This is a genomic window from Stenotrophomonas pavanii (genome assembly GCF_900101175.1).
Lineage (GTDB): Bacteria > Pseudomonadota > Gammaproteobacteria > Xanthomonadales > Xanthomonadaceae > Stenotrophomonas > Stenotrophomonas pavanii.
Genome location: NZ_FNFQ01000005.1, coordinates 72,122 through 96,859, shown reverse-complemented (window position 1 = coordinate 96,859; position 24,738 = coordinate 72,122). Strand labels below are relative to the sequence as shown.

Here is a 24,738-nt window from a genome sequence, read left to right as displayed (position 1 = left end):
GCCAGCGGCCGGCATTACCTGTTCCGCGGCCTTACGCCACCTGCACGATGTGCAGCGCCTTCGGGTTGCGCCACTGTGCCAGCAGAACCGCTTCGCGCGCCTTGGCCTGTTCGAAATGCGCTTCCTTGACGTGGCCGAAGCCGCGGATGTGCTCGGGAATGCTGGCGATCTCCACCGCCAGTGCCAGGCGATCATCGTCCAGGCCATCCAGCAGCACCTGCACGGTGGCCTCGTAGTCGGTGATCAGCGTGCGTTCCATGCGGCGCTCGGCCGTGCGGCCGAACACATCGAAGCGACCGCCACGCAGGAACTTCAACCTGGCCAGCAGGCCGAAGGCCTTGAACATCCACGGCCCGTATTCCTTCTTCAGCAACCGGCCCTGCTCGTCCTTCTTCGCAAACAGCGGCGGTGCCAGGTGGAAGCGCAGCTGGTAGTCACCCTCGAACTGCTGCTGCAGGCGGCGCTGGAAGTCGCCGCTGGTGTACAGGCGGGCCACCTCGTACTCGTCCTTGTACGCCATCAGCTTGAACAGATAGCGGGCCACGGTCTCGGTCAGCGCCGTGGAGCCGCCGATGCGATCGGCTTCGGCGCGGCGCACGCGCTCGACCAGGCTGCGGTAGCGGTTGGCGTAGGCCGCGTCCTGGTATTCGACCAGGAACGCGGCGCGGCGCTCGATCATTTCATCCAGCGAGCGCGACAAGCGCGCGTCGTCCAGCGGCAGGAACGCCACGTCCCCGCCGTGCGCAGGCAGGCCGCGCAGTTCGCGTTCGTCACCGGTGTTGCGCGGTGCCGCGGTCGCACCCCATTCATTGCCTTCCCACTCGCCCGGCGGCAGCGGATGCAGCGGGCCCGGGGTGGACTCGGTATCGGTGTGGCGGTTGCGCACCAGGCCGGCGGCCTGCTGCACCGCCTGCGGGTCGACCACGGCCAGGCGGCCCCAGGCAAAGGCCTGCTGGTTCATCGCCACGGCGGCACCGTTGAGTTCGATGGCGCGCATCAGCGATTCGAACGACAGCGGCACCAGGCCCTGCTGCCACGCGTAGCCGAGGATGAACAGGTTGGCGGCGATGGCATCGCCCAGCAGGGCGGTGGCCAGCTGGGTGGCATCCAGCAGCAGCGGCTCCTGGCCGCCCAAGGCCACGCGCACGCCGGCGATGATGTCGGCGGCCGGGAACTGCATGTCCGGGCGCGTGGTGAAGGTACCGGGCATGGCTTCGTAGGTGTTCAGCACGACCTGCGAACGGCCGGCACGCACCTTCGACAATGCCCAGTAGTCGTTCACCACCACCATGTCGCAGCCCAGCACCAGGTCGGCCTCACCGGCGGCGATGCGCACGGCGTGGATGTCGTCCGGGCGGCGTGCAATGCGGATGTGCGTGGTCACCGCACCGCCCTTCTGCGCCAGGCCGGTCTGGTCGAGCACGGTCGCGCCCTTGCCTTCCAGGTGGCCGGCCATGCCCAGCAGCGCACCGATGGTCACCACGCCGGTACCGCCGACACCGGTGATCAGGATGTTCCAGGGCTGTTCCAGCGTGCCGCGGATGGTTGGTGCCGGCAAATTGTCCAGCAGCGTGGAGGCATCGCGCTTGCTGCCCTTGCGCGGCTGGCCGCCGTGCACGGTGACGAAGCTCGGGCAGAACCCGTTCACGCAGGAATAGTCCTTGTTGCAGTTGGACTGGTCGATCTCGCGCTTGCGCCCGAACTCGGTTTCCTTCGGCAGCACCGACACGCAGAAGCTCTTCTTGCCGCAGTCGCCGCAACCTTCGCAGACCAGCGAGTTGATCATCACCCGCTTCTGCGGATCTTCCAGCTTGCCGCGCTTGCGGCGACGGCGCTTCTCGGTGGCACAGGTCTGTTCGTAGATCAGGATCGAAACACCCTTCACCTCGCGCAGGCGCTTCTGCACTTCGTCCAGCTCGCTGCGGTCATGGAACTCGACGTCGCTGGGGAAGTGCTCGCGCTGGGCGGTCCACTTGCCGATGTTGTCCGACAGCACCACGATGGTGTGGATGCCTTCGGCGCGCATCTGCCTGGCGATGTCCGGCACGCTCAGCGGGCCGTCCACCGGCTGGCCGCCGGTCATCGCCACGGCATCGTTGTAGAGGATCTTGTAAGTGATGTTGACGCCGGCGGCGACCGCCTGCCGGATCGCCAGCGAACCACTGTGGAAGTAGGTGCCGTCGCCGAGGTTCTGGAACACGTGGGGGGTATCGGTGAACGGCGCCTGCCCGGCCCAGGTCACGCCTTCGCCGCCCATGTGGGTGAAGGTATCGGTGCTGCGGTCCATCCAGGTCACCATGTAATGGCAACCGATGCCGGCCAGCGCACGCGAGCCTTCCGGCACGTTGGTGGACGTGTTGTGCGGGCAGCCCGAGCAGTAATGCGGCACGCGCGGGAAGCTGGCGCGCGGCAACGCCAGCTCGGCTTCCTTCTCCTGCATCCACTGCAGGCGCTGCTCGATCGACGCGTTGTTGAAGAACTTCTGGATGCGGCGGCCGATCACGCCGGCGATGGTGGCCGGGGTCAGTTCACCGGTGGACGGCAGGATCCATTCGCCGCTCTCGTCGTACTTGCCGACGATGGACGGGCGCTGGCCCCAGCTGGCCGGCCAATTGAAAAACTGTTCCTTCATCTGGCGCTCGATGAAGGCACGCTTCTCCTCCACCACGATGATGTCTTCCAGGCCCTGCGCGAAGCGCGCGATGCCCTGCGGCTCCAGCGGCCAGGTCATGCCGACCTTGTACACGCGGATGCCGATGTCGGCGCACGCGGCTTCGTCCAGGCCCAGGTATTCCAGCGCCTGCAGCACGTCCAGGTAGCTCTTGCCGGTGGTGACGATGCCCAGCCGCGCGCGCGGCGCATCCATCACCACCCTGTCGATGCCGTTGGCGCGGGCGAACGCCTGTGCCGCCTTCACCGCATAGCGGTGCAGGCGCATTTCCTGGTCCAGCGGCGGGTCCGGCCAGCGGATGTTGAGGCCGCCCGAGGGCATTTCGAAGTCTTCCGGCAGCACGATGCGGCGCGCCATCGGGTCGACCTCGACCGAGGCCGACGATTCGACCGTCTCGGCGATGGTCTTGAAGCCGACCCAGCGCCCGGTGTAGCGGCTCATCGCCCAGCCCAGCAGGCCCATGTCCAGGATGTCCTGCACGCCGGCCGGGTTCAGCACCGGCATCATCGCGCTGACGAACTCGTCCTCGCTGCCATGTGGCAGGGTCGAACTACGGCATGCATGGTCATCGGCGGCCAGCGCCAGCACGCCACCGTAGCGCGAGGTGCCGGCGGCATTGGCGTGCTTGAACACGTCGCCGCAGCGGTCCACGCCCGGACCCTTGCCGTACCACATCCCAAACACGCCCTGCACGTTGGCGCCGGGAAACAGGTTGGTCTGCTGGGTGCCCCACACCATGGTGGCGCCCAGGTCCTCGTTCAGGCCCGGGGTGAACTTCACCCGGGCGGCTTCCAGGTGCTTGCGCGCGCGCCACAGCTCCAGGTCGAAGCCGCCCAGCGGGCTGCCGCGGTAGCCGCTGACGAAGCCGGCACTGTCGATGCCTTCGGCGGCATCGCGCAGGCGCTGCATCAAGGGCAGCCGTACCAGCGCCTGTACGCCACTCAGGTAGATCCGCCCCTCGTTGCGGGTGTACTTGTGGTCGAGCGTGTAGTCACGGTCGATCAGGTCGGCGGAAGAGGGCGAAGTGAGTTGCGCGGTACTGGTCATGGCTGGCCCGGTAGGATCGGCTGGCACCGGCCGCGTGCGGGCACGCGGCGGGAAAGGCGCGAATTGTAGCAGCGAGGCTCCGGCCGCCCCGGCACTCGCGCCCGCAGCCATGCTGCGGTTAGGATCGGGGAGAGAGAGGGAGGCTGCAGTTGCGGTCTGGGGGAGATGGGATGTCAGTTGCAGGAAAGATCCTGGGCAGCATGCTGCTGGTCTCGGGAACGGCCCCGGTGTGGGCCGCGCCGGTCGTGCCGGCACCACAGGAGTTCTACTTCGACAGCGATGCGGCCGCCGCGCCGATGGTCGTGGTCCAGGCCGAAGGTGATGCGCTGGTGGCGCAGCTGCTGAAACAGCGCGAACGCGGCCGGCGTACGGTCGAAGCCACCGTCCAGCTGGCGTCGGTGGCCATCGCCCAGGGCCGCACCGAACTGGGGGAACAGCTGTATCGCGAGGCACTGAAGGATGCGCCGGTGCAGGGCAGCCTGGGCCGCGGCGTGCGCTGGAATTACGGCTGGGACCTGCTGCGCCAGGGCAAGGCCGAGGCCGCCCTGGAGCAATGGCAGGCCGCCGCCGGTGGTTCACTGAGCAAGCCGGCCTGGTTGCCGCCTACCTATGCGCTGGCGTTGTGGCGGGCCGGGCAGAAGCAGGAGGCGGTGCAGTGGTATGCCGCGGCGGTGCGCACCGAGCCGGCGCAATGGAGCGACAGCAGCCGCTATGCGCAGTTGCTGCCGTTGTGGCGTGACGACGAGCGCGCCTCGCTGGCGGAAGTGCAGCAGGCGTGGGCGGCTGCCCCGCCGGCCTGGCCCTGAGGGTAGGGGGCGGCCGGGTTGCACCCGGCACCCGCAGAGGCAAGGGCTGGAGCCAAAGCCAAAGCCAAAGCGGGTTTCCTGAGGGATGGGGCGGGGCACTGTGGGTTTGCGGGGCCGCCGTAAACCCATCCATGGGGGCTTGGTCGCCGCATCCATGCGGCTCACACCCCGCAAACCCACAGTACCCCGCCTCCGACAGGTTCCTGCGGCTGTTGGTAGGTGTCGACCTTGGTCGGCACGGTCGATCCACGCCATGCGTGGATGCGATCTGCCAGGGATAGAAATCGAACTGGGGTCAGATCCGTTTTCCAGAGGAAGACGGATCTGACCCCATGCCCTCAAGAGCAGCCAGCCAAGCGCTTTTGCTTTTGCGCTTCCACTTCAATCGTCCGCGGAAACCGTCCGCCCCGACGCCCATGCCCGCAACGCCTCGACCTGCTCGGCCATCAGCACCGACAGCGGTCGGGTCGCGCGGATCTCGTTCATCAGCAGCTCGGTGTCCAGCGGCCGGCCTTCCGCATGCGCTGCATACAGCCCGGCCACGATCGCCTGCTCGATCTCTGCGCCGGAGAAGCCATTCGCCGCCGCCGCCAGCGCCGGCAGCGCGAAGTCGTCGCCATTGAGCTGGCGCCGGCCCAGGTGCAGCCGCAGCAGCTCCACACGCACATCAGGCGTGGGCAGGTCGACGAAGAAGATCTCGTCGAAACGGCCCTTGCGCAGCAGCTCGGCCGGCAGCTCGTGCACCTGGTTGGCAGTGGCGACGATGAACACCGGCGCCTTACGCTCGGCCATCCAGGTCAGCAGGTAACCGAGCACGCGGCGCGACACGCCGCCGTCCTCGCCACCGCTGGCCAGGCCCTTCTCGATCTCGTCCATCCACAACACGCAGGGCGCCAGCTGCTCGGCCGAGGCCAAGGCCTGGCGCAGGTTGGCCTCGGTCTCGCCGTGGTACTTGTTATAGAGCGCGCCCACGTCCAGGCGCAGCAGCGGGACGCCGAAGCCGGCGGCCGTGGCCTTGGCCAGCATCGATTTGCCGCAGCCCTGCACGCCCAGCAGCAGCATGCCGCGCGGCGGGTCCAGGCCGGCCGGTGCCGAGCCGGCGATGAAGGCCACCCGGCGCTGGTTGATCCAGCGCTTGAGCCGATTGGCGCCGGCCACGTCACCGAAGCGCGCGCTGTCATGCTCGAAGAACAGGTGGCCGCTGCGGTTGAGCAGCTCGAACTTCAGCCGCGCCAGCTGCGGCAGGTCGTCATCGCGCAGCGCACCGTCGGCGTAGATCAACTGGCGTGCGATGCGGCGGGCATCGACCAGGCTCAGGCCCTGCAGGTTCTTCAGGATCTTCTTCACTGCCTCGCTGTCGACCTCGACGCGGCGGCCGCCGTGCTCGCGGGCGTAGGCGTCGGCCTCTTCGCGCAGCATCTTCAGCAGCGCGTTGGCATCGGGCAGGCGCGGGTTGAAGCGCACCGCCAGCGCTTCCAGCTCGGCCGGCAGTTCGACCTTGGCGCCGATCAGCACCAGCACATGCGGTTCGCTGTGGCGGCGCTGGATCAGGTCGCGCAGGGCGCGCTGGTGGCTGGCATAGCCCAGGTAGGGGTGGAAATCGAGCAGCAGGTAGACGCCACGCTGGTCGGCCTGGCGGATCATCTGCAACGCAGCGCTGGCATCGGGAGGGCCGACCGCCGCGTCCTCGCGGTCCAGGTCGATGCGGCGCAGGCCCTCGGTGATGGACCAGCGGTGCAGGGCCCGCCACACATGCATCAGCGTCTGCCGGAACAGCTCGACGATGCGACCCTCGTCCTGGGTCTCGATCACGATCAGGGGGGTGTTGGCGCGGATCAGTGCGCTCAGGTCCTGCAGTTCGCTCATGGCGGTTCGATCCTTCGGGGGCGCCACGATAGCAAAGGCGATGGCCACCGGTTCAGCACGGTGCTACCTCCCGTCACCACCGCCGGTGTACGCTCGGGGCACGTACCCGGAAGCGAGGCTGGCATGAAGACGATCCTGGTGGCCGGTTCCAAGGGCGGGGTGGGCAAGACCACCGTCGCCACCCACCTGGCCGCGTACGCGGCATTGCAGGGCAAGGCCACGGTGATCGCCGATGCCGACCCGCAGGGCTCCAGCACCCGCTGGGCGCAACGGCGTGCCGGGCTGGAGAGCGCGGTGCTTCCCATCGACGTGTATCGAAAGAAGCAGTGGGCGCAGAAGCTGCCCGACGGTACCGATACCGTCATCATCGATGCGCCGGCCGGTGCGCTCGCCGACGATATCCCCCATTTCCTGGACGCGGCCGATGCCGTGGTGGTGCCGGTGCTGCCTTCGGCGCTGGATATCGAAGCCATCGTCGGCTTCCTCAACAGCCTGGCCCAGAACCCGCGCGTGCACAGCCGCAAGCTGCCGGTGGGGCTGGTGCTCAACCGTACCAAACCCTGGACCCAGACCTCGCAGCAGGCGCTGCAGATGCTGGCCGAGTGGCCGTACCCGGTGGTCGCGCAGCTGCGTGACAGCCAGAGCTACGTGGTCATGACCGGCCTGGGCCGCAGCCTGTTCGACTACCGCTCGGCCCAGGTGCGCGAGCACCAGGCCGACTGGGAGCCGCTGCTGTCCTGGCTGAAGCTGTAAGGCTGCACGTCTCCATCCTCTTTTTCATGGAAACCCGCGATGCGTGAATTGATCCTGCTGCGCCATGCCCATGCCGAACCGGCCACCCCCGGCCAGGCCGACCTCGACCGGCCGTTGTCGCCGGTCGGTCTGGCCGAAGCCGAGGCCGCCGGCAAGTGGCTGAAGGACAACAACCTGCTGCCCGACTGCGTGCTGTGCTCGCCGGCGCGGCGCACGCGCGAGACCCTGGAGGCGGTGCTGGCCGCCATCGGGTATGTGGAAAAGCGCCTGGAAGACCGGATCTACGAGGCCACCCCGGGCACCCTGGCGGCACTGGTGGATGAGCGCCGCGACCTCGATCGGGTGCTGATCGTCGGCCACAACCCGGGCCTGGAGCGCCTGGTGGCGCTGATGACCGAGGGCACCAGCAGCGACTACCGTGGCATGCCGCCGGCCGGCATCGCCGTGCTGGGCTTCCCGCGCGAGGCCACGATCGAACCGGGCGTGGCCAGCCTGAACGCGTTCTGGTGGCCGTGATCCGATGAGCCGGGTGCGGCGCGGCCGCTTCCTGCTGCCCGCGTTGCTGGCGCTCGGCCCGGCCTGGGCCGCGGCGCCCCCGCCGACTCCGTTGCCGGCGGTGTCGGCCGAAGCGCCCCGGCCATTGCGCCTGGATACCCAGCGCTCGCGGATCGGTTTCGAAGTGCGGACCCGCTTCGGCCAGCGCATCGAAGGCGTGTTCCCGCACTTCGAGGGACGCATCGAGATCCTGTCCGACGGCCGCCACCAGGTGCACCTGAAGATGTTCACCCGCTCGGTGGAGATCCCCGGCAAGGCGCGCTATACCGGCTGGATGCGCGGCGAGGAGTTCTTCGATGCCGGGCGCCATCCGGTGGTCGAGTTCGACTCGCTGCCCTACTGGCCGGAGACCGTGGAGCAGGGTGGCGACATCCAGGGCCGGCTGACCCTGCGCGGCATCAGCCATCCCGAATCGCTGCGGGTCGAGAAAGCGGAGTGCGCCCGACCCGGCTATGATTGCGATGTCGTCAGCCGCGGTACCGTGCAGCGAGGCCGGTATGGAATGGACAGCTGGCAGCTTGCCTTGAGTGACCGAGTGACCTTCGTATTGCGTGCGCGCCTGAGCGAGGCGCCGAAACCGTGAACCTCCTGCTGCGTGTACTGGCGCTGGCAACCGTGTTGCTGGGCAGCGGTTGTGCATCGCTCTCGCATGCCGAACGCGATCGCGCCGAGGCGATCGCCGTGCAGGCGCGCTCCAGCCAGGTGGACTGCCAGCGCGCCGACCGCTGCGCGCAGGACTCGCCGCTGCGCGCGTTGGCCGGCCGGGCGTTCACCGAATCCACCCCGCAGCAGCCGCGCCACTACGCCACCCTGCTCGACGAGGGCGAGGGTGCCCTCGTCGCGCGCCTGAACCTGCTGCGCAGCGCCACCCGCAGCATCGACCTGCAGACCTACATCTTCGACAAGGACGACAGCGCCCGGTTGGTCATCGACGAGCTGCTGGCTGCATCGCGGCGCGGGGTGAAGGTGCGGGTGCTGATCGACCAGCTCTCGGCGATCTCCGACCTGCAGATCCTCGGCGCGCTGTCCGGCGCCCACCAGAACTTCCAGCTGCGGGTCTACAACCCGACCTTCGGCAAGGCCCGGCTGAACTACTTCGACTATGCCGGCAGCGTGCTGTGCTGCTTCCGCCGCTTCAACCAGCGCATGCACAACAAGCTACTGGTGATCGACGATGCGATCGGCGTGGTCGGAGGCCGCAACTACCAGGATGACTATTACGACTGGGACCGCGAGTACAACTTCCGCGACCGCGACGTGCTGATTGCCGGCCCCGAGGCGCGTGCGATGGCAGCCAACTTCGATGCCTTCTGGCGTGCCCAGCGCAGCGTGCCGGCCGAGCGCCTGAACGATGTCGGCCGGACCCTGCTGCGCGAAGGCGTGCCGGCCCTGCCACCGGCCAGCTTCCGCCGCCCCGAGCGGGTGCAGCGGGTCAGTGCCGAGGCCAACGACATGGACTTCGTCACCCGCGCGTTCGTCGATACCGCGCTGCCGGTGGCGTCGGTGCGCTATGTCGCCGACCTGCCACGCAAGCACCGGCGCCAGAAGGCCGATGCGCCACTGGCCGGCCAGCACGTGACCGAGCCGCAGCTGGATGCGCTGATCGCCGGCGCGCAGAAGGAAGTGATCCTGCAGACCCCGTACCTGGTGCTGTCCAAGCCGGCGCAGGCGCTGTTCCGCGAGCTGCGCAAGCGACCGCAGCCGCCACGGGTGGTGGTGTCCAGCAACAGCCTGGCGGCCACCGACAACCCGATCGTGTATGCGCTGTCGTACAAGTACAAGCGGCGCAACATGCGCGAACTGGGCTTCAACATCTTCGAATACAAGCCGTTCCCGCTGGATGCCCCGGTCGACTACCGCAACCTGCTGCCTGATCCGATCGCCGCACCCGGGGGCGACGACGACGGTGGGCGCAACCCGCTGATCGGCGGCAGCGCCGCCGGCAGCAATGCCGGCGACCGCCGCGACGCGCCCGCGGCGCCTGCCAGGCAGGCGCCGGTGAACCATCCGCGCACCGGCAGCGCGTACCAGAACGCACGCGAACGTCGCCGCGCGGCCGGCAGCGAGGTCGAGACCCGCCTGCTGCGCACCGAGACGCGGCCCTCGTTCCTGGGCAGCAAGGCGGTCAACAAGCCGCTGCCGGTCACCCGCAAGGGCGCGCGCATGGGCCTGCATGCCAAGTCGCTGGTGGTCGATCGCCGCATCGGCGTGGTCGGCACCCACAACTTCGATCCGCGCAGCGAGAACTACAACACCGAAGGCGCGGTCATCATCGATGACCCGGCCTTCGCCGAGCAGCTGGCCGAGAGCATCCTGCGCGACACCCACCCGCAGAATTCGTGGACGGTGGCCCCGCGGGCCAAGCCGCCGGTGCTGTCCGGGCTGAACTACAGCGTCGGCAAGGCCTCCGAAGCGCTGCCGATCCTCGACTTCTGGCCGTGGCGCTATGCCACCGACTACGAGTTCAAGCCCGGCCCGGACTGCCCGCAGCCGCTGCCCCGGCAGGACCCGGACTTCCACCGCTGCTACGTTGCCGTGGGCGACTTCCCCGAGGTCAATGTCGGCCCGAAGTGGCTGCTGGTCCGCATGCTGACCGCATTCGGTGCCGGCCTCGTTCCCATCCTCTGAAGGTGCCCGCATGACCCAGGTGTTCCGCGAAGCCGTTTCCCTCGAGCAGCTCAATGCGCTGAGCCGCAACACCGCGATCGCGTCGTTGGGCATTGTCTTCAGCGCGGCCGGTGACGACTGGCTGCAGGCCACCATGCCGGTGGACGAGCGCACCCGCCAGCCCTACGGCATCCTGCACGGCGGCGCGTCGGTGGTGCTGGCCGAAACCCTGGGCAGCAGCGCCGGCAACCTGTGCGTGGATACGGCGCAGCAGGTCTGCGTGGGCCTGGAAATCAACGCCAACCATGTGCGCGCCGTGCGCTCGGGCACCGTCACCGGCACCGCGCGCGCGCTGCACGTCGGCCGCAGCACCCAGCTGTGGGAGATCCGCATCGAAGATGAGCAGGGCCGGCTGGTATGCATCTCGCGGCTGACCCTGGCGGTGGTGGCGGCCGGCCACGGCTGAGCCCCGGAAGGCCGGTGACGGCAGCAGAACCCAGCGTTCCCTGCCGATTGCCCCGGTCAATGGCAGTTATGGCCTAAATCGGCTGGCAGCGATGACGGCCCTCCGGTATCGTGCGCGGATGACTTCCCCCACTCCGGCCCCCCGCGGCGGCGTGGCGCGTGTGTGCCGTTACCTGTACCGCGTACCGCTGCTGTTGGTCCACATCATCGTGTTCCTGCCGCTCATCCTGATCGGCATGCTTCGGCCGTGGGGCGAACTGCGCGTGGGCGAGGCGACCCTGGGGGCCAAAGTGGTCAACTGGTGGCAGGGGGGGCTGATGTGGATCTTCGGCTTCCGCCTGGTGCAGATCGGCACGCCGCTGCCCGGCGCCGTGCTGTTCGTCGCCAACCACGTCAGCTGGGTCGACATCTGCATCCTGCACAGCCAGCGCATGATGGGCTTCGTCGCCAAGCGCGAGATCGCCAGCTGGCCGCTGGTCGGGTGGCTGGCCGCGCGTGGCCAGACCATCTTCCACCAGCGCGGCAACACCGAATCGCTCGGTGGCGTGATGCAGGTGATGGCCGATCGCCTGCGCGAAGGCAAGGCGGTGGGCGTGTTCCCGGAAGGGCGTACCCGCGGGGGCCACGAAGTTGGCCCGTTCCATGCGCGCATCTTCCAGGCTGCGGTGGAAACCGGCGTGCCGGTGCAGCCGGTGGCGCTGGTGTACGGGGCCAACGGCGATGCGCAGACCATTGTCGCCTTCGGCCCCGGCGAGAGCTTCTTCGCCAATTTCCTGCGCCTGCTCGGCGAGCCGGCGCGGCGTGCGGAAGTGCATTTCCTGGCACCCATCGGTGCGCAGGACCTGGAAGGCCGTCGGCGCATCGCGGAGACGTCGCGCGCGCGCATCGTGGCGGCCATGAGCACCGGGTGAGGGTGCGGTGGCCCTGATCCCGCCACCCGTCCTGGACGCCGGCACGCCGACGTTGCACGCGGCTGACTACCAGCCGCCGCGCTGGCTGCGCAACCCGCACCTGCAATCGATGCTCAGCTCCAGCCGCATGCGCCTGCAGCGTGGCCTGCTGTTGCTGGCCGCGACCGGCGCGGTCAGCGAAGAGCTGATTCTCGATGGCGGCGATGGCGTGCGTCTGCAGGGCTGGCACAGCCATATCGAAGGCCGCGAGCCCAAGGGCATGGCGCTGCTGCTGCACGGCTGGGAAGGCAGCGCCGAATCCAGCTACATGCGCATGGCGGCCGCGCGCATGCTCGAGCAGGGCTTCGACGTGGTACGGCTGAACTTCCGCGACCACGGCAATACCCATCATCTCAACCCCGGCATCTTCCACTCCAACCTGATCGACGAAGTGGTGCATGCCGCGGGCGACATCGCCCAGCGCTGGCCGCAGCTGCCACTGGTGGCCGCGGGTTATTCGCTGGGCGGCAACTTCGTGCTGCGCCTGGCCCTGCGCGCGCCAGCGGCCGGCGTGCCGCTGCTGCGCGTGGCGTCGGTATGCCCGGTGCTGGACCCGGGCTTGACCATGGAGAACATCGAGAACGGTCCGGCGATGTACGACTGGTATTTCCGCCGCAAGTGGGCCGGTTCGTTGCGGCGCAAGCGCGATCTGTTCCCCGAACTGAGCGACTGCGACGACCGCGTGCTGAAGCTGGACATCCGCGCGCTGACCGCCTGGCTGGTCGAGCGCCACACCAGCTTCGGCTCGTTGCAGGCCTATTTCGATGGTTACTCGATCGCCGGCGATCGCCTGGCCACGCTGCAGGTGCCGGCCGACATCCTGATGGCGCAGGACGATCCGGTAATCCCGTACGCGACCTTCAGCGACTGGCAGCTGCCGCGCCAGGCGCACCTGGAAACCGCCTGCTGGGGAGGCCACTGCGGCTTCCTGGAAAACTGGCGGGGGGATGGCTTCTCCGAACGCTGGGTGGCGCAGCGGCTGCGGCGCGTGCTGCAAGGCTGAACCGGCACGGGCGCGCAGGCCGCTACAATGCGGGTTTGCCCTTGAACCGGACCGCCATGCAAGACCAGATCATCCAAGCGTTGCGCCAGAACGAGGCCGACCAGGCCGTGCAGCTGGCCCAGGCATGGACCCACGATGAACCCGGCCAGGCCGCGGCCCACCGCTGGCTGGCGCTTGCGCTGCAGCAGCAGGGCAAGGCCGAGGACGCGATGGACGCCCTGCAGCAGGCGCTGCAGCTGGCCCCGGACGATGCCCAGCTGCACCTGCAGCACGCCGGCCTGCTGCTGGCCCTGCGCCAGTTCGAGGGCGCCGGCGAGGCCCTGACCCGCACCACCGGGCTGGACCCGAACGCGTTTGCCGCGTACCTGATGCAGGCCCACCTGGCGATCGGCCGCAATGATTTCGACGAAGCACAGCGACTGTCCACCCTGGCTTCGCGCGTCGAACCGGACCATCCGGAACTGCTGACCATCGACGGCATGATCGCGCTGCGCCGCGATGACCCCGATCGCGCGCTGAGGCTGCTGTCGGCCGCCAACCAGGCCCAGCCCAACGACCCCCGCGTGCTCTACGCACTGGGCTTCGCCTACCTGGGCAAGAACATGCTGGCCTTCGCCGAACAGGCATTCCGCCGCGTGCTGGAGCTGAACCCGGCGATCTCCTCGCTGCATGGCCTGGTGGTGCAGCTGGCCATGCGCCAGGGCAACCTGGAAGCCGCCGCCGAAGCCATGCAGGTCGCACTGCAGCAGCAGGGCATGGATACGCCGTCGATGCGCCGCCTGGCTGGCGAACTGGCGCTGCGCAGCGGCCAGCCGCTGCAGGCGCTGGAACACCTGCTGCCGTTGCTGGAATCGGCGCCCGGCGACCGCGAGGTGCTGCAGCTGCTGCTGATGTCCTGGCAGCGCCTGGGCCGCGAAGACGAAGCACGCGCACGTCTGGATGCCGCGCTGGAGCAGCACCCGCAGCTGCACGACCTGTGGCTGGCGCGCCTGGCGGTGGAAGAGGTCGGCAGTCCCACTGCTGCCGCCACGGTCGAGCGCTGGATGGACACGATGCCGGGCCACCTGCCGGCGCTGGAAGCGCGCCTGCGGCTGCACGACATGGTGGGCGAACACGCCCAGGCCGAAGCGATCGCCGAGCGCATCGTCAGCCTCGAGCCGGGCCGCGTCAGCGGCGAGACCCGCCTGGTCGAAGGCCTGCTGCAGCGCGATCCGGCCGCCGCCATCGCCCGCGTGCAGGCGCTGATCCAGATGGCCCCCGAAGACCACCGCGCCGACCTGCGCACCTGGCTGGGCGAGATCCAGGATCGCGCCGGGCAGCACGAAGACGCGCTGCAGACCTGGCTGGCGCTGCAGGCCGACCAGGCACCGCAGCGCCTGCCGCTGCCGCCGCAGGCCAAGGCGCCGCCGAGCTGGCCGGACAAGGGCGAGATCGATGCGCAGGCCACTTCCGCGCCGATCTTCCTGTGGGGGGCACCGGGGTCGGGCGTGGAACGCGTGGCAACCGGCCTGGCCGCCGCCAGCCCGGTGCTGCGCAGCGACCGCTACACCTCCAGCGCACCCGACGACGCGTTCCAGAACTACCACACGCTGCAAGACCTCGCTTCCGGCGTGCTGACCCCGGAGCGGCTGGTGCAGCGCTGGCGCGAACAGCTGCCGTCGCGCGGCGTGCAGGACGACGCGATCATCGACTGGCTGCTGTGGTGGGACAACGCGCTGCTGTGGGCGCTGCGCCCGCAGCTGCCGCAGGGCCGCCTGCTGGTGGTGCTGCGCGACCCGCGCGACATGCTGCTGGACTGGGTGGCCTACGGTGCGGCCGCGCCGCTGGCGATGACCTCGCTGGCCGAAGCCAGCGAATGGCTGGCGCGCGCGCTGGCCCAGGTTGCCGCCCTGCACGAGGACGACCTGTATCCGCAGGTGCTGCTGCGCATCGACCAGATCGGCAACGATCCGCAGGCGATGGCCGATCTGCTGGGCCGCTTGTTCGAGCGGCCGATGCCGCCGGCCGCGCAGCTGGGCGCGCCGCGGTTCCCGCCGGGCCACTGGCGCAACTACCGCGACGTGATGAGCGCCGCCTTCGCCAAGCTCACCCCGATCGCGGTGCGCCTGGGCTATCCGGAAGAGTGAGGAGAATGCAATGCAGCTGAGCAGCCACAGCCTGGCCAATGGTGCGCCGATCGACCGTGAGTTCGCCGCCGGCGATGCCGCAGGTTTCGCACCGGACCGCAATCCGCACCTGGCGTGGAGCGGGGTGCCGGAGGGCACCCGTTCGTTCCTGCTGGTATGCGTCGATCCGGACGTGCCGACGGTGCCGGAAACGGTCGGGCGCACCGATATGAGCGTGCCGCGCGACCAGCCGCGCTGCGATTTCGTGCACTGGGTGATGGCCGATATTCCGGCCTCGGTGCGCGAGATTGCCGCAGGCAGCTGCAGCGACGGCTTCGTGGTGAAGGGCAAGTCCGCACCGGCCGGCCCGGCCGGCAGCCGCCAGGGCCTGAATGACTTCACCGGCTGGTTCGCAGGCAATCCGGACATGGCCGGCGATTATCTGGGCTATGACGGCCCCTACCCGCCGTTCAACGACGAACGCGTGCATCGCTACTTCTTCCGCGTGTTCGCGCTGGACGTGGCGTCGCTGCAGCTGCCGGAACGCTTCACCGCCGCCGACGCCTACCGGGCCATGCACGGCCACGTGCTGGCCGAAGCGGCGCTGCACGGCACCTACACGTTGAATCCGGCGCTGGGCTGAGGCGGCATGACGGGTCGTGCCGGCCGCTGGCCGGCAACGCCCGTGTGCTGCCGGATCCGCGCAGGGCAGCCGGCCAGCGGCCGGCTCTACCCACAACGAAGAAGGGCGGCCTTGCGGCCGCCCTCCACCCGTCAGCCGACTGGCAGTCGGCTCTACATCACTTCTCGATGGCCGACTCGACCACCATGTCCAGCACGTACGCCTGCGACGGCGCATCGGCCGGCGGGTTCTTCACCTCGTAGCGCTTCACGCGCACCACGTTGCGCACGCCGTCTTCGTGGGTGTAGCCCTCGATGGTGCCGTAGAAGTTCTCGAACTTGCCCGGCTCACCCTGCTTCAGGCCCTTGTCGTCGAACTTCACTTCGCGCACCTGCAGGCACTGGTAGTCCGGGATCAGCGGGTGCGAGCACTTCTCGGTCTTGGCCGCCACTTCCAGGAACACGGTCTCGCCGGCGCCGCCATAGCGGGTTTCAGCGGTCGGTTCCGGGTTGAACACCAGCACGTCGCCCTTGGCGTTGGTCAGGGTCAGCGTGCCATCGGCACCCTGCTCGGCCTTCAGTTCGCCCTGCAGGCGGCTCGACACGGCCTCGTCCAGCGCCATCAGCGCCTTGTCGGTGCAGGCCATCATGGTCGACGCCATCGCGCTGACGCTCAGCTTGCCAGCGTCGAAGGTGTAGCCGCCGCCCATGCGGTTGCAGGTGTTGCTGACCGACAGGCGGCCCTCAGCGAAGTCCAGGGTGACCGGCTTGTCTTCGCGGGCGAACAGCGCGTCGATGCGCTTGCCGTCGGCGCCGGTGGCCTGCTGCAGCCGCCAGTGCTGGCTCTGCAGGCGCTGCGCATCCAGGTGCGCCAGCGTCTGCTGGTCTGCTGCCTTGGCCGCGGCCGGGGCCACGTCGTCGCCGCCGGTGCCGGCCGGGGCCGGGGTCTGGCTGCAGGCGGCCATCAGGGCCAGCGGAAGGAGCAGGGTGAGCTTGCGGTTCATGGTGATTCTCCTTGGGGAACCGTGGGGGAAACGGAGCGGGGCCGGCAACGGGGTTGCCACGCCCCGGCGCTGTTCAGCTGCCGGATGGCAACCACAGCAGCAGTGCCGCGCCCAGCGCGATGCGGTAAAGGGCGAAGGCGGTGAACGTGTGTGACTTGATGTAGCCCATCAGCCACTTCACTACGACGAAGCCGGTGACGGCTGCGGCAAGGAAGGCCACGCCCACGTCGGCCCAGTTCTCGCTGCCCAGCTGCCCGGCCCTGGCCATTTCCAGGAAGGTGTAGGCGCTGGCGGCGAACATGGTGGGAATACCCACCAGGAACACGAACTCGGCCGCGGCGGCACGGCGGCTCAGGCCCAGCAGCATGGCCAGGAAGATCGCCGAGGCCGAACGTGAGGTGCCGGGGAACACGCCGGCCACCACCTGCGCCAGGCCCACGCCGATGGCCACCGTCCAGGTCACCTGGTCGCGGTCGGGCAGGCGTGCGGTGTAGGCCTCCACCAGCAGCATCCAGACGCCGCCGATGATCAGCGCCCAGGCCACCGGGCTGACCGTCTCCGGCAGTGACCAGCCGGCCTTGCGCACCACCAGGCCGACCACCGCGGTGACCAGGAACGCAGCGCCCAGCTTGAACACGTACTCGCGGTTCTCGCGCTGGTTGAAGCCGGTGGCCAGCTGCAGCAGGCGCTGGCGGAACACCAGCACCACGGCCACGATGGCGCCGGCCTGGATGACGATGTTGAAGAAGTCCGAGCGGGCTCCCAGCCAGTGCTGGGCAATGAGCAGGTGGCCGGTGCTGGAGATCGGCAGGAATTCGGTCAAGCCTTCGAGGATGCCCAGCAGCAGGGCGGAGAGCAGGTCGGACATGGACGGTGCGTGCACGCGCGGCGGAAGGAAGAAGGTCGAGAGGATAGACGATCCCCGCTGCACCAAACGGGTGCGTGCGGTACCCCGCGCACCCGTTTGGTGCGCGCTGATCTGCACCGGTGCGGGGCGGGCTTAGTGAAATCAACGACTTGCGGGTTGCAGAAAGTTGGCACGGTCATTGCTGTACCTCAGCAGGCATTCATCCCCATCCGAGGTCGTACCGATGTCCGTGGAAAACGTTGAGAAGCTGATCAAGGACAACCAGATCGAATTCGTCGATCTGCGTTTCGTGGACATGCGTGGCGTCGAGCAGCACGTCACCTTCCCGGTCAGCATCGTCGAGCCGTCGCTGTTCGAAGAAGGCAAGATGTTCGATGGCAGCTCGATCGCCGGCTGGAAGGGCATCAACGAGTCGGACATGGTGCTGCTGCCGGACCCGTCCAGCGCCTATGTTGATCCGTTCTATGCCGATCCGACCCTGGTGATCAGCTGTGACATCCTCGACCCGGCCACCATGCAGGCCTATGGCCGTTGCCCGCGCGGCATCGCCAAGCGCGCCGAGGCCTACCTGAAGTCCTCCGGCATCGCCGAAACCGCGTTCTTCGGCCCGGAGCCGGAGTTCTTCATCTTCGACTCGGTCCGTTTCGCCAATGAAATGGGCAACACCTTCTTCAAGGTCGATTCCGAAGAAGCCGCCTGGAACAGCGGTGCCAAGTACGACGGCGCCAACAGCGGCTACCGCCCGGGCGTGAAGGGTGGTTACTTCCCGGTTCCGCCGACCGATACCCTGCACGACCTGCGCGCTGAGATGTGCAAGACCCTCGAACAGGTCGGCATCGAGGTGGAAGTGCAGCACCACGAAGTGGCCACCGCCGGCCAGTGCGAGATCGGCACCAAGTTCAGCACCCTGGTGCAGAAGGCCGACGAACTGCTGCGCATGAAGTACGTGATCAAGAACGTCGCGCACCGCAACGGCAAGACCGTCACCTTCATGCCCAAGCCGATCGTCGGCGACAACGGCAGCGGCATGCACGTGCACCAGTCGCTGTCCAAGGGCGGCACCAACCTGTTCTCCGGTGACGGCTACGGTGGCCTGAGCCAGCTGGCGCTGTGGTACATCGGCGGCATCTTCAAGCACGCCAAGGCCATCAATGCCTTCGCCAACTCGGGCACCAACAGCTACAAGCGCCTGGTGCCGGGCTTCGAGGCGCCGGTGATGCTGGCCTACTCGGCCCGCAACCGTTCGGCCTCGTGCCGCATTCCGTGGGTGTCCAACCCGAAGGCACGCCGCATCGAGATGCGCTTCCCGGATCCGATCCAGTCCGGCTACCTGACCTTCACCGCGCTGATGATGGCCGGCCTGGACGGCATCAAGAACCAGATCGACCCGGGTGCACCGAGCGACAAGGACCTGTACGACCTGCCGCCGGAGGAAGAGAAGCTGATCCCGCAGGTCTGCTCCTCGCTGGACCAGGCGCTGGAAGCACTGGACAAGGACCGCGAGTTCCTGAAGGCCGGCGGCGTGATGAGCGATGACTTCATCGACGGCTACATCGCGCTGAAGATGCAGGAAGTGACCAAGTTCCGCGCGGCCACCCACCCGCTGGAATACCAGCTGTACTACGCCAGCTGACCGGGCGCGATGGCGGTGGGTTCCCCCTCCCACCCGCCGCCATCGCTTCCGTTTTCGCGGCTGGGGAGCCGCAAGGCGGGCGCAGGCCCGTCGTTGTAGAGCGGACTGTCAGTCCGCTGCATTGGAACGCGGGCCTTTGGCCCGCTTATCCAGGGGCAAGAGAGAGACCGGATACGCGACCAGGGCCGCCCTCCCTCCCGCGTCGGTCGTGCAAGGAGAGAGGCACGGCCGTCCCGGCCCTGTATGTGTCCGGTGCAACAGCCACGGTCATCATCCTGATGACCCGTGGTTGCCTGATGCCAACGCGCGCTGGCGCGCTGGCCCCATCCACCATCGGGACATGCGCATGAAACTGATCTCCGCCATCATCCGACCGTTCAAGCTCGACGAGGTCCGCGAGGCCCTGTCCGATGCAGGCGTGTCGGGCATCACCGTGACCGAAGTGAAAGGTTTCGGTCGCCAGAAGGGCCACACCGAGCTGTATCGCGGCGCCGAGTACGTCGTGGATTTCCTGCCCAAGATCAAGATCGAAACGGTGGTCACCGACGAGCGTGCCGACGCGGTGATCGAAGCGATCCAGTCGTCGGCAGGCACCGGCAAGATCGGTGACGGCAAGATCTTCGTCACCGCCGTTGAACAGGTCATCCGCATCCGCACCGGCGAAATCGGTGCCGACGCGCTGTAACCCCCTTCCGGAGATTTCCCCCATGAAGATGCGCCTTCTCACCGGGTGGCAAGCCCGGTTCCACCTGGTGTGCCTGCTGATGCTGCTCAGCGCGCTGGCCGCCGGCGCCTGGCCGGGCAGCGCCCACGCCCAGGCCCAGGTCTCGCCGTTGCCCAGCGAAAGCGTGGCGGTCGAGCCGCTGCACGATGCCGCCGCCGCCGCCGCCGCCGCTGCGCCGGCCGTGGCCGAAGCCGCCGCCGCCTATGATCGTGGCGACGTCGCCTGGATGCTCACCTCCACCCTACTGGTGCTGTTGATGGTCGTGCCGGGCCTGGCCCTGTTCTATGGCGGCCTGGTGCGTTCGAAGAACGTGCTGTCAGTGCTCAGCCAGATCCTGGTGGTGTTCTCGCTGGTGCTGCTGCTGTGGGTGGCCTATGGCTACAGCGCGGTGTTCAGCGCCGGCAATCCGTTCTTCGGCTCGTTCACCGAATTCGCCTTCCTCAAGGGCTTCACCCCGGAGTCGGTGGGCAACACGCCGATCAAGGGCCTGCCGGATTACCTGTTCGTCGCCTTCCAGTCGACCTTCGCCGGCATCACCACCGCGCTGATCGTCGGCGCATTCGCCGAGCGCATCAAGTTCCGCGCGGTGCTGCTGTTTTCGGCGCTGTGGTTCACCCTCAGCTACATCCCGATGGCACACATCGTCTGGGGCGGCGGCTACCTGGGTGAACTGGGCGCGATCGACTTCGCCGGTGGCACCGTGGTGCACATCAATGCGGGCGTGGCCGGCCTGGTCGGCGCGTGGTTCGTCGGCAAGCGCCTGGGCTACGGCCAGACCGCGCTGAAGCCGCACAACGTGCCGTTTACCTACATCGGCGCCATGCTGCTGTGGGTGGGCTGGTTCGGCTTCAATGCCGGTTCCGCCGCCGCCGCCGATACGGTGGCCTCGCTGGCCTTCCTCAACACCGTGCTGGCCACCGCTGCTGCCGTGCTTGGCTGGACCCTGGTGGAGGCGATCGGCAAGGGCAAGCCGTCGGCACTGGGTGCGGCGTCGGGTGCGGTGGCCGGGCTGGTCGGCATCACCCCGGCCTGTGGCACCGTCGGGCCGCTTGGCGCGATCGTGATCGGCTTCGTCGCCGGCGTGGTCTGCGTGTGGGGTGTGACCGGTCTCAAGCGCCTGCTGAAAGTGGACGACACTGCCGACGTGTTCGGTGTGCATGGTGTCGGCGGCATCGTCGGCGCGATCCTCACCGGCGTGTTCAGTGCACAGTCGCTGGGCGGTACCAAGGCCGATCTGGATATCGCCCACCAGGTGTGGGTGCAGGTGGTCAGCGTCGGCCTGACCGTACTGTGGTCGGCGGTGGTGACCGCGGTCATCCTGCTGGTGGTCAAGGTCGTGGTCGGCCTGCGCGTGACCGAAGAGGCCGAACGCACCGGCCTGGATGTGACTTCGCACGGCGAGTCTGCCTACGAAGCCTGAAGTAGCGGCGGAGCTACTGCATTGATGTTGTGGGTGCCGACCGTTGGTCGGCACTTCTACTGTCCTGGTGGGTGCCAAGCTTGCTTGGCACTGTTGGCGACTCAGCCACGCATGGCGTGGCTCTACCGTTCCTGCTTCAATGGTTGTCTGCAGGTGTGCGTGTACGCGCCACCAACGACTTCGATGGACTACAGAACGGAGTAGGCGTGATTCAGGCGACTTCCGCAGCAGTGATGGAAGACATCGAATGGTATGTCTACCTGCTGACCCTGGATGACTACAGTCCGCATGCGCTGGTGCGTAGTGTGGGCGGCGCAGCAGATCGAGAACACTGGAGCTTCGCGGTGGAGCTCACCTATCGCTGCCTTTCCTCCGGTCTGTGGCGACTCTCCTACGGGCTGCCTGCGGAGCTGGGGCTTTCCAGCATCGATGCCTTCTGCCACAAGCTCTCGGTTGTCCGTCCGGATCAGCTTTCCGACGAGGGGCAGGTGCTGTGGCTGGATACCTACATGGAAGCGACGGAGCTGTGCCTGGATCTGGTCTCGCGTTACCTGCGCTCGCAGTCGAGTGTTGAGACGACATTTCATCCAGGATTCCAGGATGAGATCGAACGGCTGTTCTCCGATGCCGGAGTGCCCTGGGGCCGTGGGCCGTTGTTCCCCATCGGCTGAAGCGCCTTTTGCGGAACGGCTGCTCGTAGAAGATGCCTTTTTCCTTCAAGCTATGCTCTGGATCAGGACGACCTGTCCCGTTGTCGGGGCGGGTGTCGCCCCAGATTCTGAACGGCGACCAGTGCGCAAGGAGCAGGCGTGAACTATTTCAGACTCCGTCCATGCATCGGCATTGGCAGCAAATGGGTGCTGGATCATGTGGACAACTTCGGTGCTGCACTGATCGTCAGTGAGGAAGTGAAGTCACGCCTTGAGCGGGCAGGCGTGACTGACGTGATCTTTGATCAGGTCGGGTAGACCGGAAGTGGGACAGGGGTTTCCGTTGCGGCACCAGGGAATGGGTTTCGAATGACTATCCGTGCAGTTCTTTTCCCCTACTGGACCGGCGATTGCCACGTTCCTTCCGGAGAAGAGAAGATCGGTGACGCGCCGGTCGTCCACCATGGGCAGGGACGGGGTGTCGGTGAAATCGCAGCATGGCTGGATGGAGACTTCGGCCATCTCGGCTGCGGCAGCGAACTGCGGACCCGCAGTGCCTTTGTTGCGCCCACAAAGGGTGACGAGGGCAGCGCATGCGTCCACTATGGAGAGGGGCATGTCGTCCTGCGGGCAGCCGATTTCCTCCTGGTGTATTCGCGATGGAACTCCCAAGATGTTGTCTTGCTGACGCGACCCCAGATATTGGCTGTGCTTGAGGGCTATGCAGTGTTTCGAAGCATGAATCCGCAGAAGAAGCATCGTCCGCCCATGCCGTTCGCCATCGAGTACGAGGCAGAGGGGGAGGACGCCGTCCAAAGGTTCACTCAGGCCGGCGGCTGCTTCGACCCCGAACACTGAAGTCGGGACGTGCTGGTCCGGGATCTCGCGACCGCGACTCTTCATCGCCTGTGGTTAGAATCACACCATGAGTCTCCCTCGCCTGCTGCTGTCCGCCCTCTCAGTGCTGGCCATTTCGGCCTGCACCGCCACCGCGCCCGTGCAGCACAACCCGCTCGCCACCTGGGTGCCATCACCCAACCAGAACGCGCGCACGCCGGTCATCATCGTCATCCACCACACCGAGCAGAAATCGGTGCAGCAGAGCCTGCATACGTTGCGCACCGCCAACAGTGGCGGGCCGGTCAGTGCGCACTACCTGATCGGCGCCGATGGCCATCGTTACCAGCTGGTGGCCGATGAGCGCCGCGCCTGGCACGCTGGCGCCGGGCGCTGGGGCACCATCACCGATCTCAACTCGGCTTCGATCGGTATCGAGCTCGACAACGATGGCCGCAGCCCGTTCAGTGCAGCGCAGATCGAATCGCTGATCGTACTGCTGCGCGATCTCACCACGCGCCTGAACATTCCGCCGCGCCAGGTGATCGGCCATGCCGACCTGGCGCCGACGCGCAAGCAGGATCCGAGCCGCTTCTTCCCATGGCAGCAGTTGGCCGAGGCCGGCTTCGGCGTGTGGCCGCGCGCGGCCGACGGCGTGGCACCGGAAGGCTTCGACGCGTGGAATGCGCTGGCCCGCTTCGGTTATCCGCTCGACAACCGCGACGCCACCGTCGCCGCCTTCCACCGCCGGTTCCGTGGCCGCGACGACCTGCCGAAGACGCTGGATGCCGAGGATGCCCGTATCCTGCATTCGTTGCTGCTGCAGATGCCGTGACCCCGCGCATGAACGCTTGACCCCGCGCTGGGTTGCCGCACAGCGGCCGGCACTCCACCATGGCGGCATGATCGATTCCGCTACCTTCTTCAAGCGCAAGCACTGGACCCTGTTGGCAGCGGCGGTGCTCGCCGGTTGCGCAACCACCGCTCCCCGCACGGGTTCCGAAGCGCCCACGCCGCCCTCACCGCCGGCGGCCACCTACGCCAAGGTCGACTGGAAAGCCCTGCCCGCAGTCTCCGACGCTGATCTGCAGGCCGGCTTCGTGGCTTGGCGCAGCAGCTGCGCCCGCCTGAAAAACAATGCTGTCTGGGCCAAACCCTGCGCCGCCGCCGCCGCGGTGTCAGACAAGGACCCGGCCGCGATCCGCCAGTTCCTGCAGCGCGACCTCGATGCCTACGCGCTGCGTGCCGGCGGCCATCAGGCCGACGGGTTGATTACCGGCTACTACGAGCCGATCTACCCCGGCAGCCTGACCCGTACCGACAAGGCCACGGTACCGGTGTACGGCACGCCCGATGATCTGATCGTGGTGCAGCTGGACAGCCTCTACCCGGAACTGAAGGGCAAGCGCCTGCGTGGTCGCGTCGAAGGCAAGGTGCTCAAGCCCTATGACGACGCCGGCACCATCGCGGCCAAGGGCGCCAAGGCCCCGGTGCTGGCATGGCTGACCGACCCGATGGACCTGCAGCTGCTGCAGATCCAGGGGTCCGGCCGCGTGCGCCTGGCCGATGGCAAGCAGGTGCGGCTGGCCTACGCGGAACAGAACGGCCATCCCTACCGCGCCATAGGTCGCTGGCTGGTGGACCAGGGCCAGTTGAAGAAGGAAGACGTCACCATGGACGCGATCCGCGCCTGGGCCCGGGCCAACCCCGCGCGCGTACCGGAACTGCTGCGCAGCAATCCCAGCTACGTGTTCTTCGTGCGCAACCCGGACAGCCCGGAAGGGCCACGGGGTTCACTGAACGTGCCGCTCACCGCCGGCTACAGCGTGGCAGTGGATCGCACCGTGGTGCCACTGGGCAGCCTGCTGTGGCTGTCCACCACGCGCCCGGACGGCACCCCGGTGGTGCGCCCGGTGGCCGCGCAGGACACCGGCGGCGCCATCGCCGGCGAAGTGCGCGCCGACCTGTACTGGGGCAGCGGCGATGCCGCCGGCAAGCTGGCTGGCGACATGAAGCAGAAGGGCAACATCTGGATGCTGTGGCCGAAGGGCGTGCCCCTGCCGAACTGAACCGGCAAGGGTCGGATCCCTTCCAAAGGAAAGGGCTCTGACCCCGGATGCCTGATAATGGCGCCATTCCGTACTTTCCGGCCG

General features: G+C 67.8%; 22 protein-coding genes. 18 read left to right on the top strand and 4 right to left on the bottom strand.

Annotated features, from left to right (window positions below):
• Positions 1 to 31: 31 nt before the first annotated feature.
• Positions 32 to 3,718, bottom strand: a complete 3,687-nt coding sequence (locus tag BLS66_RS10435) for an indolepyruvate ferredoxin oxidoreductase family protein (RefSeq protein WP_057493702.1) — start codon at positions 3,716 to 3,718, stop codon at positions 32 to 34.
• A 170-nt stretch (positions 3,719 to 3,888) separates the two neighbouring features.
• Here BLS66_RS10435 and BLS66_RS10430 point away from each other — a divergent pair, with 170 nt between their 5' ends.
• Complete coding sequence (locus tag BLS66_RS10430; RefSeq protein WP_049466260.1) at positions 3,889 to 4,524, top strand: tetratricopeptide repeat protein; 636 nt, start codon at positions 3,889 to 3,891, stop codon at positions 4,522 to 4,524.
• Positions 4,525 to 4,905: 381 nt separating this feature from the next.
• Here the strand turns inward: BLS66_RS10430 and BLS66_RS10425 are convergent, their stop codons facing one another.
• The gene (locus BLS66_RS10425; RefSeq protein ID WP_074725820.1) at positions 4,906 to 6,390 is read right to left on the bottom strand and encodes an AAA family ATPase; all 1,485 of its coding nucleotides are present in this window, start codon (positions 6,388 to 6,390) and stop codon (positions 4,906 to 4,908) included.
• 123 nt (positions 6,391 to 6,513) lie between these two features.
• On the opposite strand from BLS66_RS10425, the gene BLS66_RS10420 reads away from it, so the two are divergent.
• From BLS66_RS10420 to BLS66_RS10380, 9 genes are all read left to right on the top strand, one after another.
• Positions 6,514 to 7,143, top strand: a complete 630-nt coding sequence (locus BLS66_RS10420) for a ParA family protein (protein ID WP_005420986.1) — start codon at positions 6,514 to 6,516, stop codon at positions 7,141 to 7,143.
• A gap of 39 nt (positions 7,144 to 7,182) precedes the next feature.
• Positions 7,183 to 7,659 carry a SixA phosphatase family protein gene (locus BLS66_RS10415; protein ID WP_049466266.1) on the top strand — a complete coding sequence of 159 codons (477 nt, stop codon included), beginning with the start codon at positions 7,183 to 7,185 and terminating at the stop codon, positions 7,657 to 7,659.
• A 4-nt stretch (positions 7,660 to 7,663) separates the two neighbouring features.
• On the top strand, positions 7,664 to 8,281 hold the full coding sequence (locus tag BLS66_RS10410; RefSeq protein WP_049466268.1) for a YceI family protein: 618 nt from the start codon (positions 7,664 to 7,666) through the stop codon (positions 8,279 to 8,281).
• Positions 8,278 to 10,326 carry a phospholipase D family protein gene (locus BLS66_RS10405; RefSeq protein WP_049466270.1) on the top strand — a complete coding sequence of 683 codons (2,049 nt, stop codon included), beginning with the start codon at positions 8,278 to 8,280 and terminating at the stop codon, positions 10,324 to 10,326. Before BLS66_RS10410 ends, BLS66_RS10405 begins: the two co-directional genes overlap by 4 nt.
• 10 nt (positions 10,327 to 10,336) lie before the next feature.
• On the top strand, positions 10,337 to 10,771 hold the full coding sequence (locus tag BLS66_RS10400) for a hotdog fold thioesterase (protein ID WP_049466272.1): 435 nt from the start codon (positions 10,337 to 10,339) through the stop codon (positions 10,769 to 10,771).
• 118 nt (positions 10,772 to 10,889) lie between these two features.
• Positions 10,890 to 11,681 (top strand): lysophospholipid acyltransferase family protein, encoded by a 792-nt coding sequence (locus tag BLS66_RS10395; RefSeq protein WP_049466274.1) that lies wholly within the window; start codon positions 10,890 to 10,892, stop codon positions 11,679 to 11,681.
• 52 nt (positions 11,682 to 11,733) lie between these two features.
• The gene (locus BLS66_RS10390; RefSeq protein WP_049466306.1) at positions 11,734 to 12,723 is read left to right on the top strand and encodes a YheT family hydrolase; all 990 of its coding nucleotides are present in this window, start codon (positions 11,734 to 11,736) and stop codon (positions 12,721 to 12,723) included.
• 56 nt (positions 12,724 to 12,779) lie between these two features.
• Entirely contained in the window at positions 12,780 to 14,849 is a 2,070-nt protein-coding gene (locus tag BLS66_RS10385) for a tetratricopeptide repeat protein (protein WP_074725819.1), read from the top strand.
• A gap of 10 nt (positions 14,850 to 14,859) precedes the next feature.
• Positions 14,860 to 15,471 (top strand): YbhB/YbcL family Raf kinase inhibitor-like protein, encoded by a 612-nt coding sequence (locus BLS66_RS10380; RefSeq protein WP_049466278.1) that lies wholly within the window; start codon positions 14,860 to 14,862, stop codon positions 15,469 to 15,471.
• Positions 15,472 to 15,628: 157 nt separating this feature from the next.
• On the opposite strand, the gene BLS66_RS10375 is transcribed toward BLS66_RS10380, so the two are convergent.
• The gene (locus tag BLS66_RS10375) at positions 15,629 to 16,453 is read right to left on the bottom strand and encodes an META and DUF4377 domain-containing protein (RefSeq protein ID WP_049466280.1); all 825 of its coding nucleotides are present in this window, start codon (positions 16,451 to 16,453) and stop codon (positions 15,629 to 15,631) included.
• 73 nt (positions 16,454 to 16,526) lie between these two features.
• Positions 16,527 to 17,321, bottom strand: coding sequence for an undecaprenyl-diphosphate phosphatase (locus BLS66_RS10370; protein WP_057493697.1), 795 nt, complete (start codon positions 17,319 to 17,321; stop codon positions 16,527 to 16,529).
• A gap of 223 nt (positions 17,322 to 17,544) precedes the next feature.
• On the opposite strand from BLS66_RS10370, the gene glnA reads away from it, so the two are divergent.
• From glnA to mltA, 8 genes are all read left to right on the top strand, one after another.
• Complete coding sequence (gene glnA / locus BLS66_RS10365) at positions 17,545 to 18,954, top strand: type I glutamate--ammonia ligase (protein WP_019661939.1); 1,410 nt, start codon at positions 17,545 to 17,547, stop codon at positions 18,952 to 18,954.
• A 346-nt stretch (positions 18,955 to 19,300) separates the two neighbouring features.
• A complete protein-coding gene (locus tag BLS66_RS10360; RefSeq protein ID WP_004134334.1) occupies positions 19,301 to 19,639 on the top strand; it encodes a P-II family nitrogen regulator in 339 nt (112 codons plus the stop codon).
• 22 nt (positions 19,640 to 19,661) lie between these two features.
• Entirely contained in the window at positions 19,662 to 21,098 is a 1,437-nt protein-coding gene (gene amt, locus BLS66_RS10355) for an ammonium transporter (protein ID WP_074725818.1), read from the top strand.
• A gap of 233 nt (positions 21,099 to 21,331) precedes the next feature.
• The gene (locus BLS66_RS10350; RefSeq protein WP_053506116.1) at positions 21,332 to 21,769 is read left to right on the top strand and encodes a hypothetical protein; all 438 of its coding nucleotides are present in this window, start codon (positions 21,332 to 21,334) and stop codon (positions 21,767 to 21,769) included.
• A 138-nt stretch (positions 21,770 to 21,907) separates the two neighbouring features.
• Complete coding sequence (locus BLS66_RS20750) at positions 21,908 to 22,066, top strand: hypothetical protein (RefSeq protein ID WP_154583164.1); 159 nt, start codon at positions 21,908 to 21,910, stop codon at positions 22,064 to 22,066.
• A gap of 51 nt (positions 22,067 to 22,117) precedes the next feature.
• Positions 22,118 to 22,606: a hypothetical protein gene (locus BLS66_RS10345; protein ID WP_049466288.1), complete on the top strand. Its 489-nt coding sequence runs from the start codon at positions 22,118 to 22,120 to the stop codon at positions 22,604 to 22,606.
• A gap of 67 nt (positions 22,607 to 22,673) precedes the next feature.
• A complete protein-coding gene (locus BLS66_RS10340) occupies positions 22,674 to 23,420 on the top strand; it encodes an N-acetylmuramoyl-L-alanine amidase (RefSeq protein WP_074725817.1) in 747 nt (248 codons plus the stop codon).
• A gap of 67 nt (positions 23,421 to 23,487) precedes the next feature.
• On the top strand, positions 23,488 to 24,654 hold the full coding sequence (gene mltA / locus BLS66_RS10335; RefSeq protein WP_074725883.1) for a murein transglycosylase A: 1,167 nt from the start codon (positions 23,488 to 23,490) through the stop codon (positions 24,652 to 24,654).
• The last annotated feature ends 84 nt before the right edge of the window (positions 24,655 to 24,738 follow it).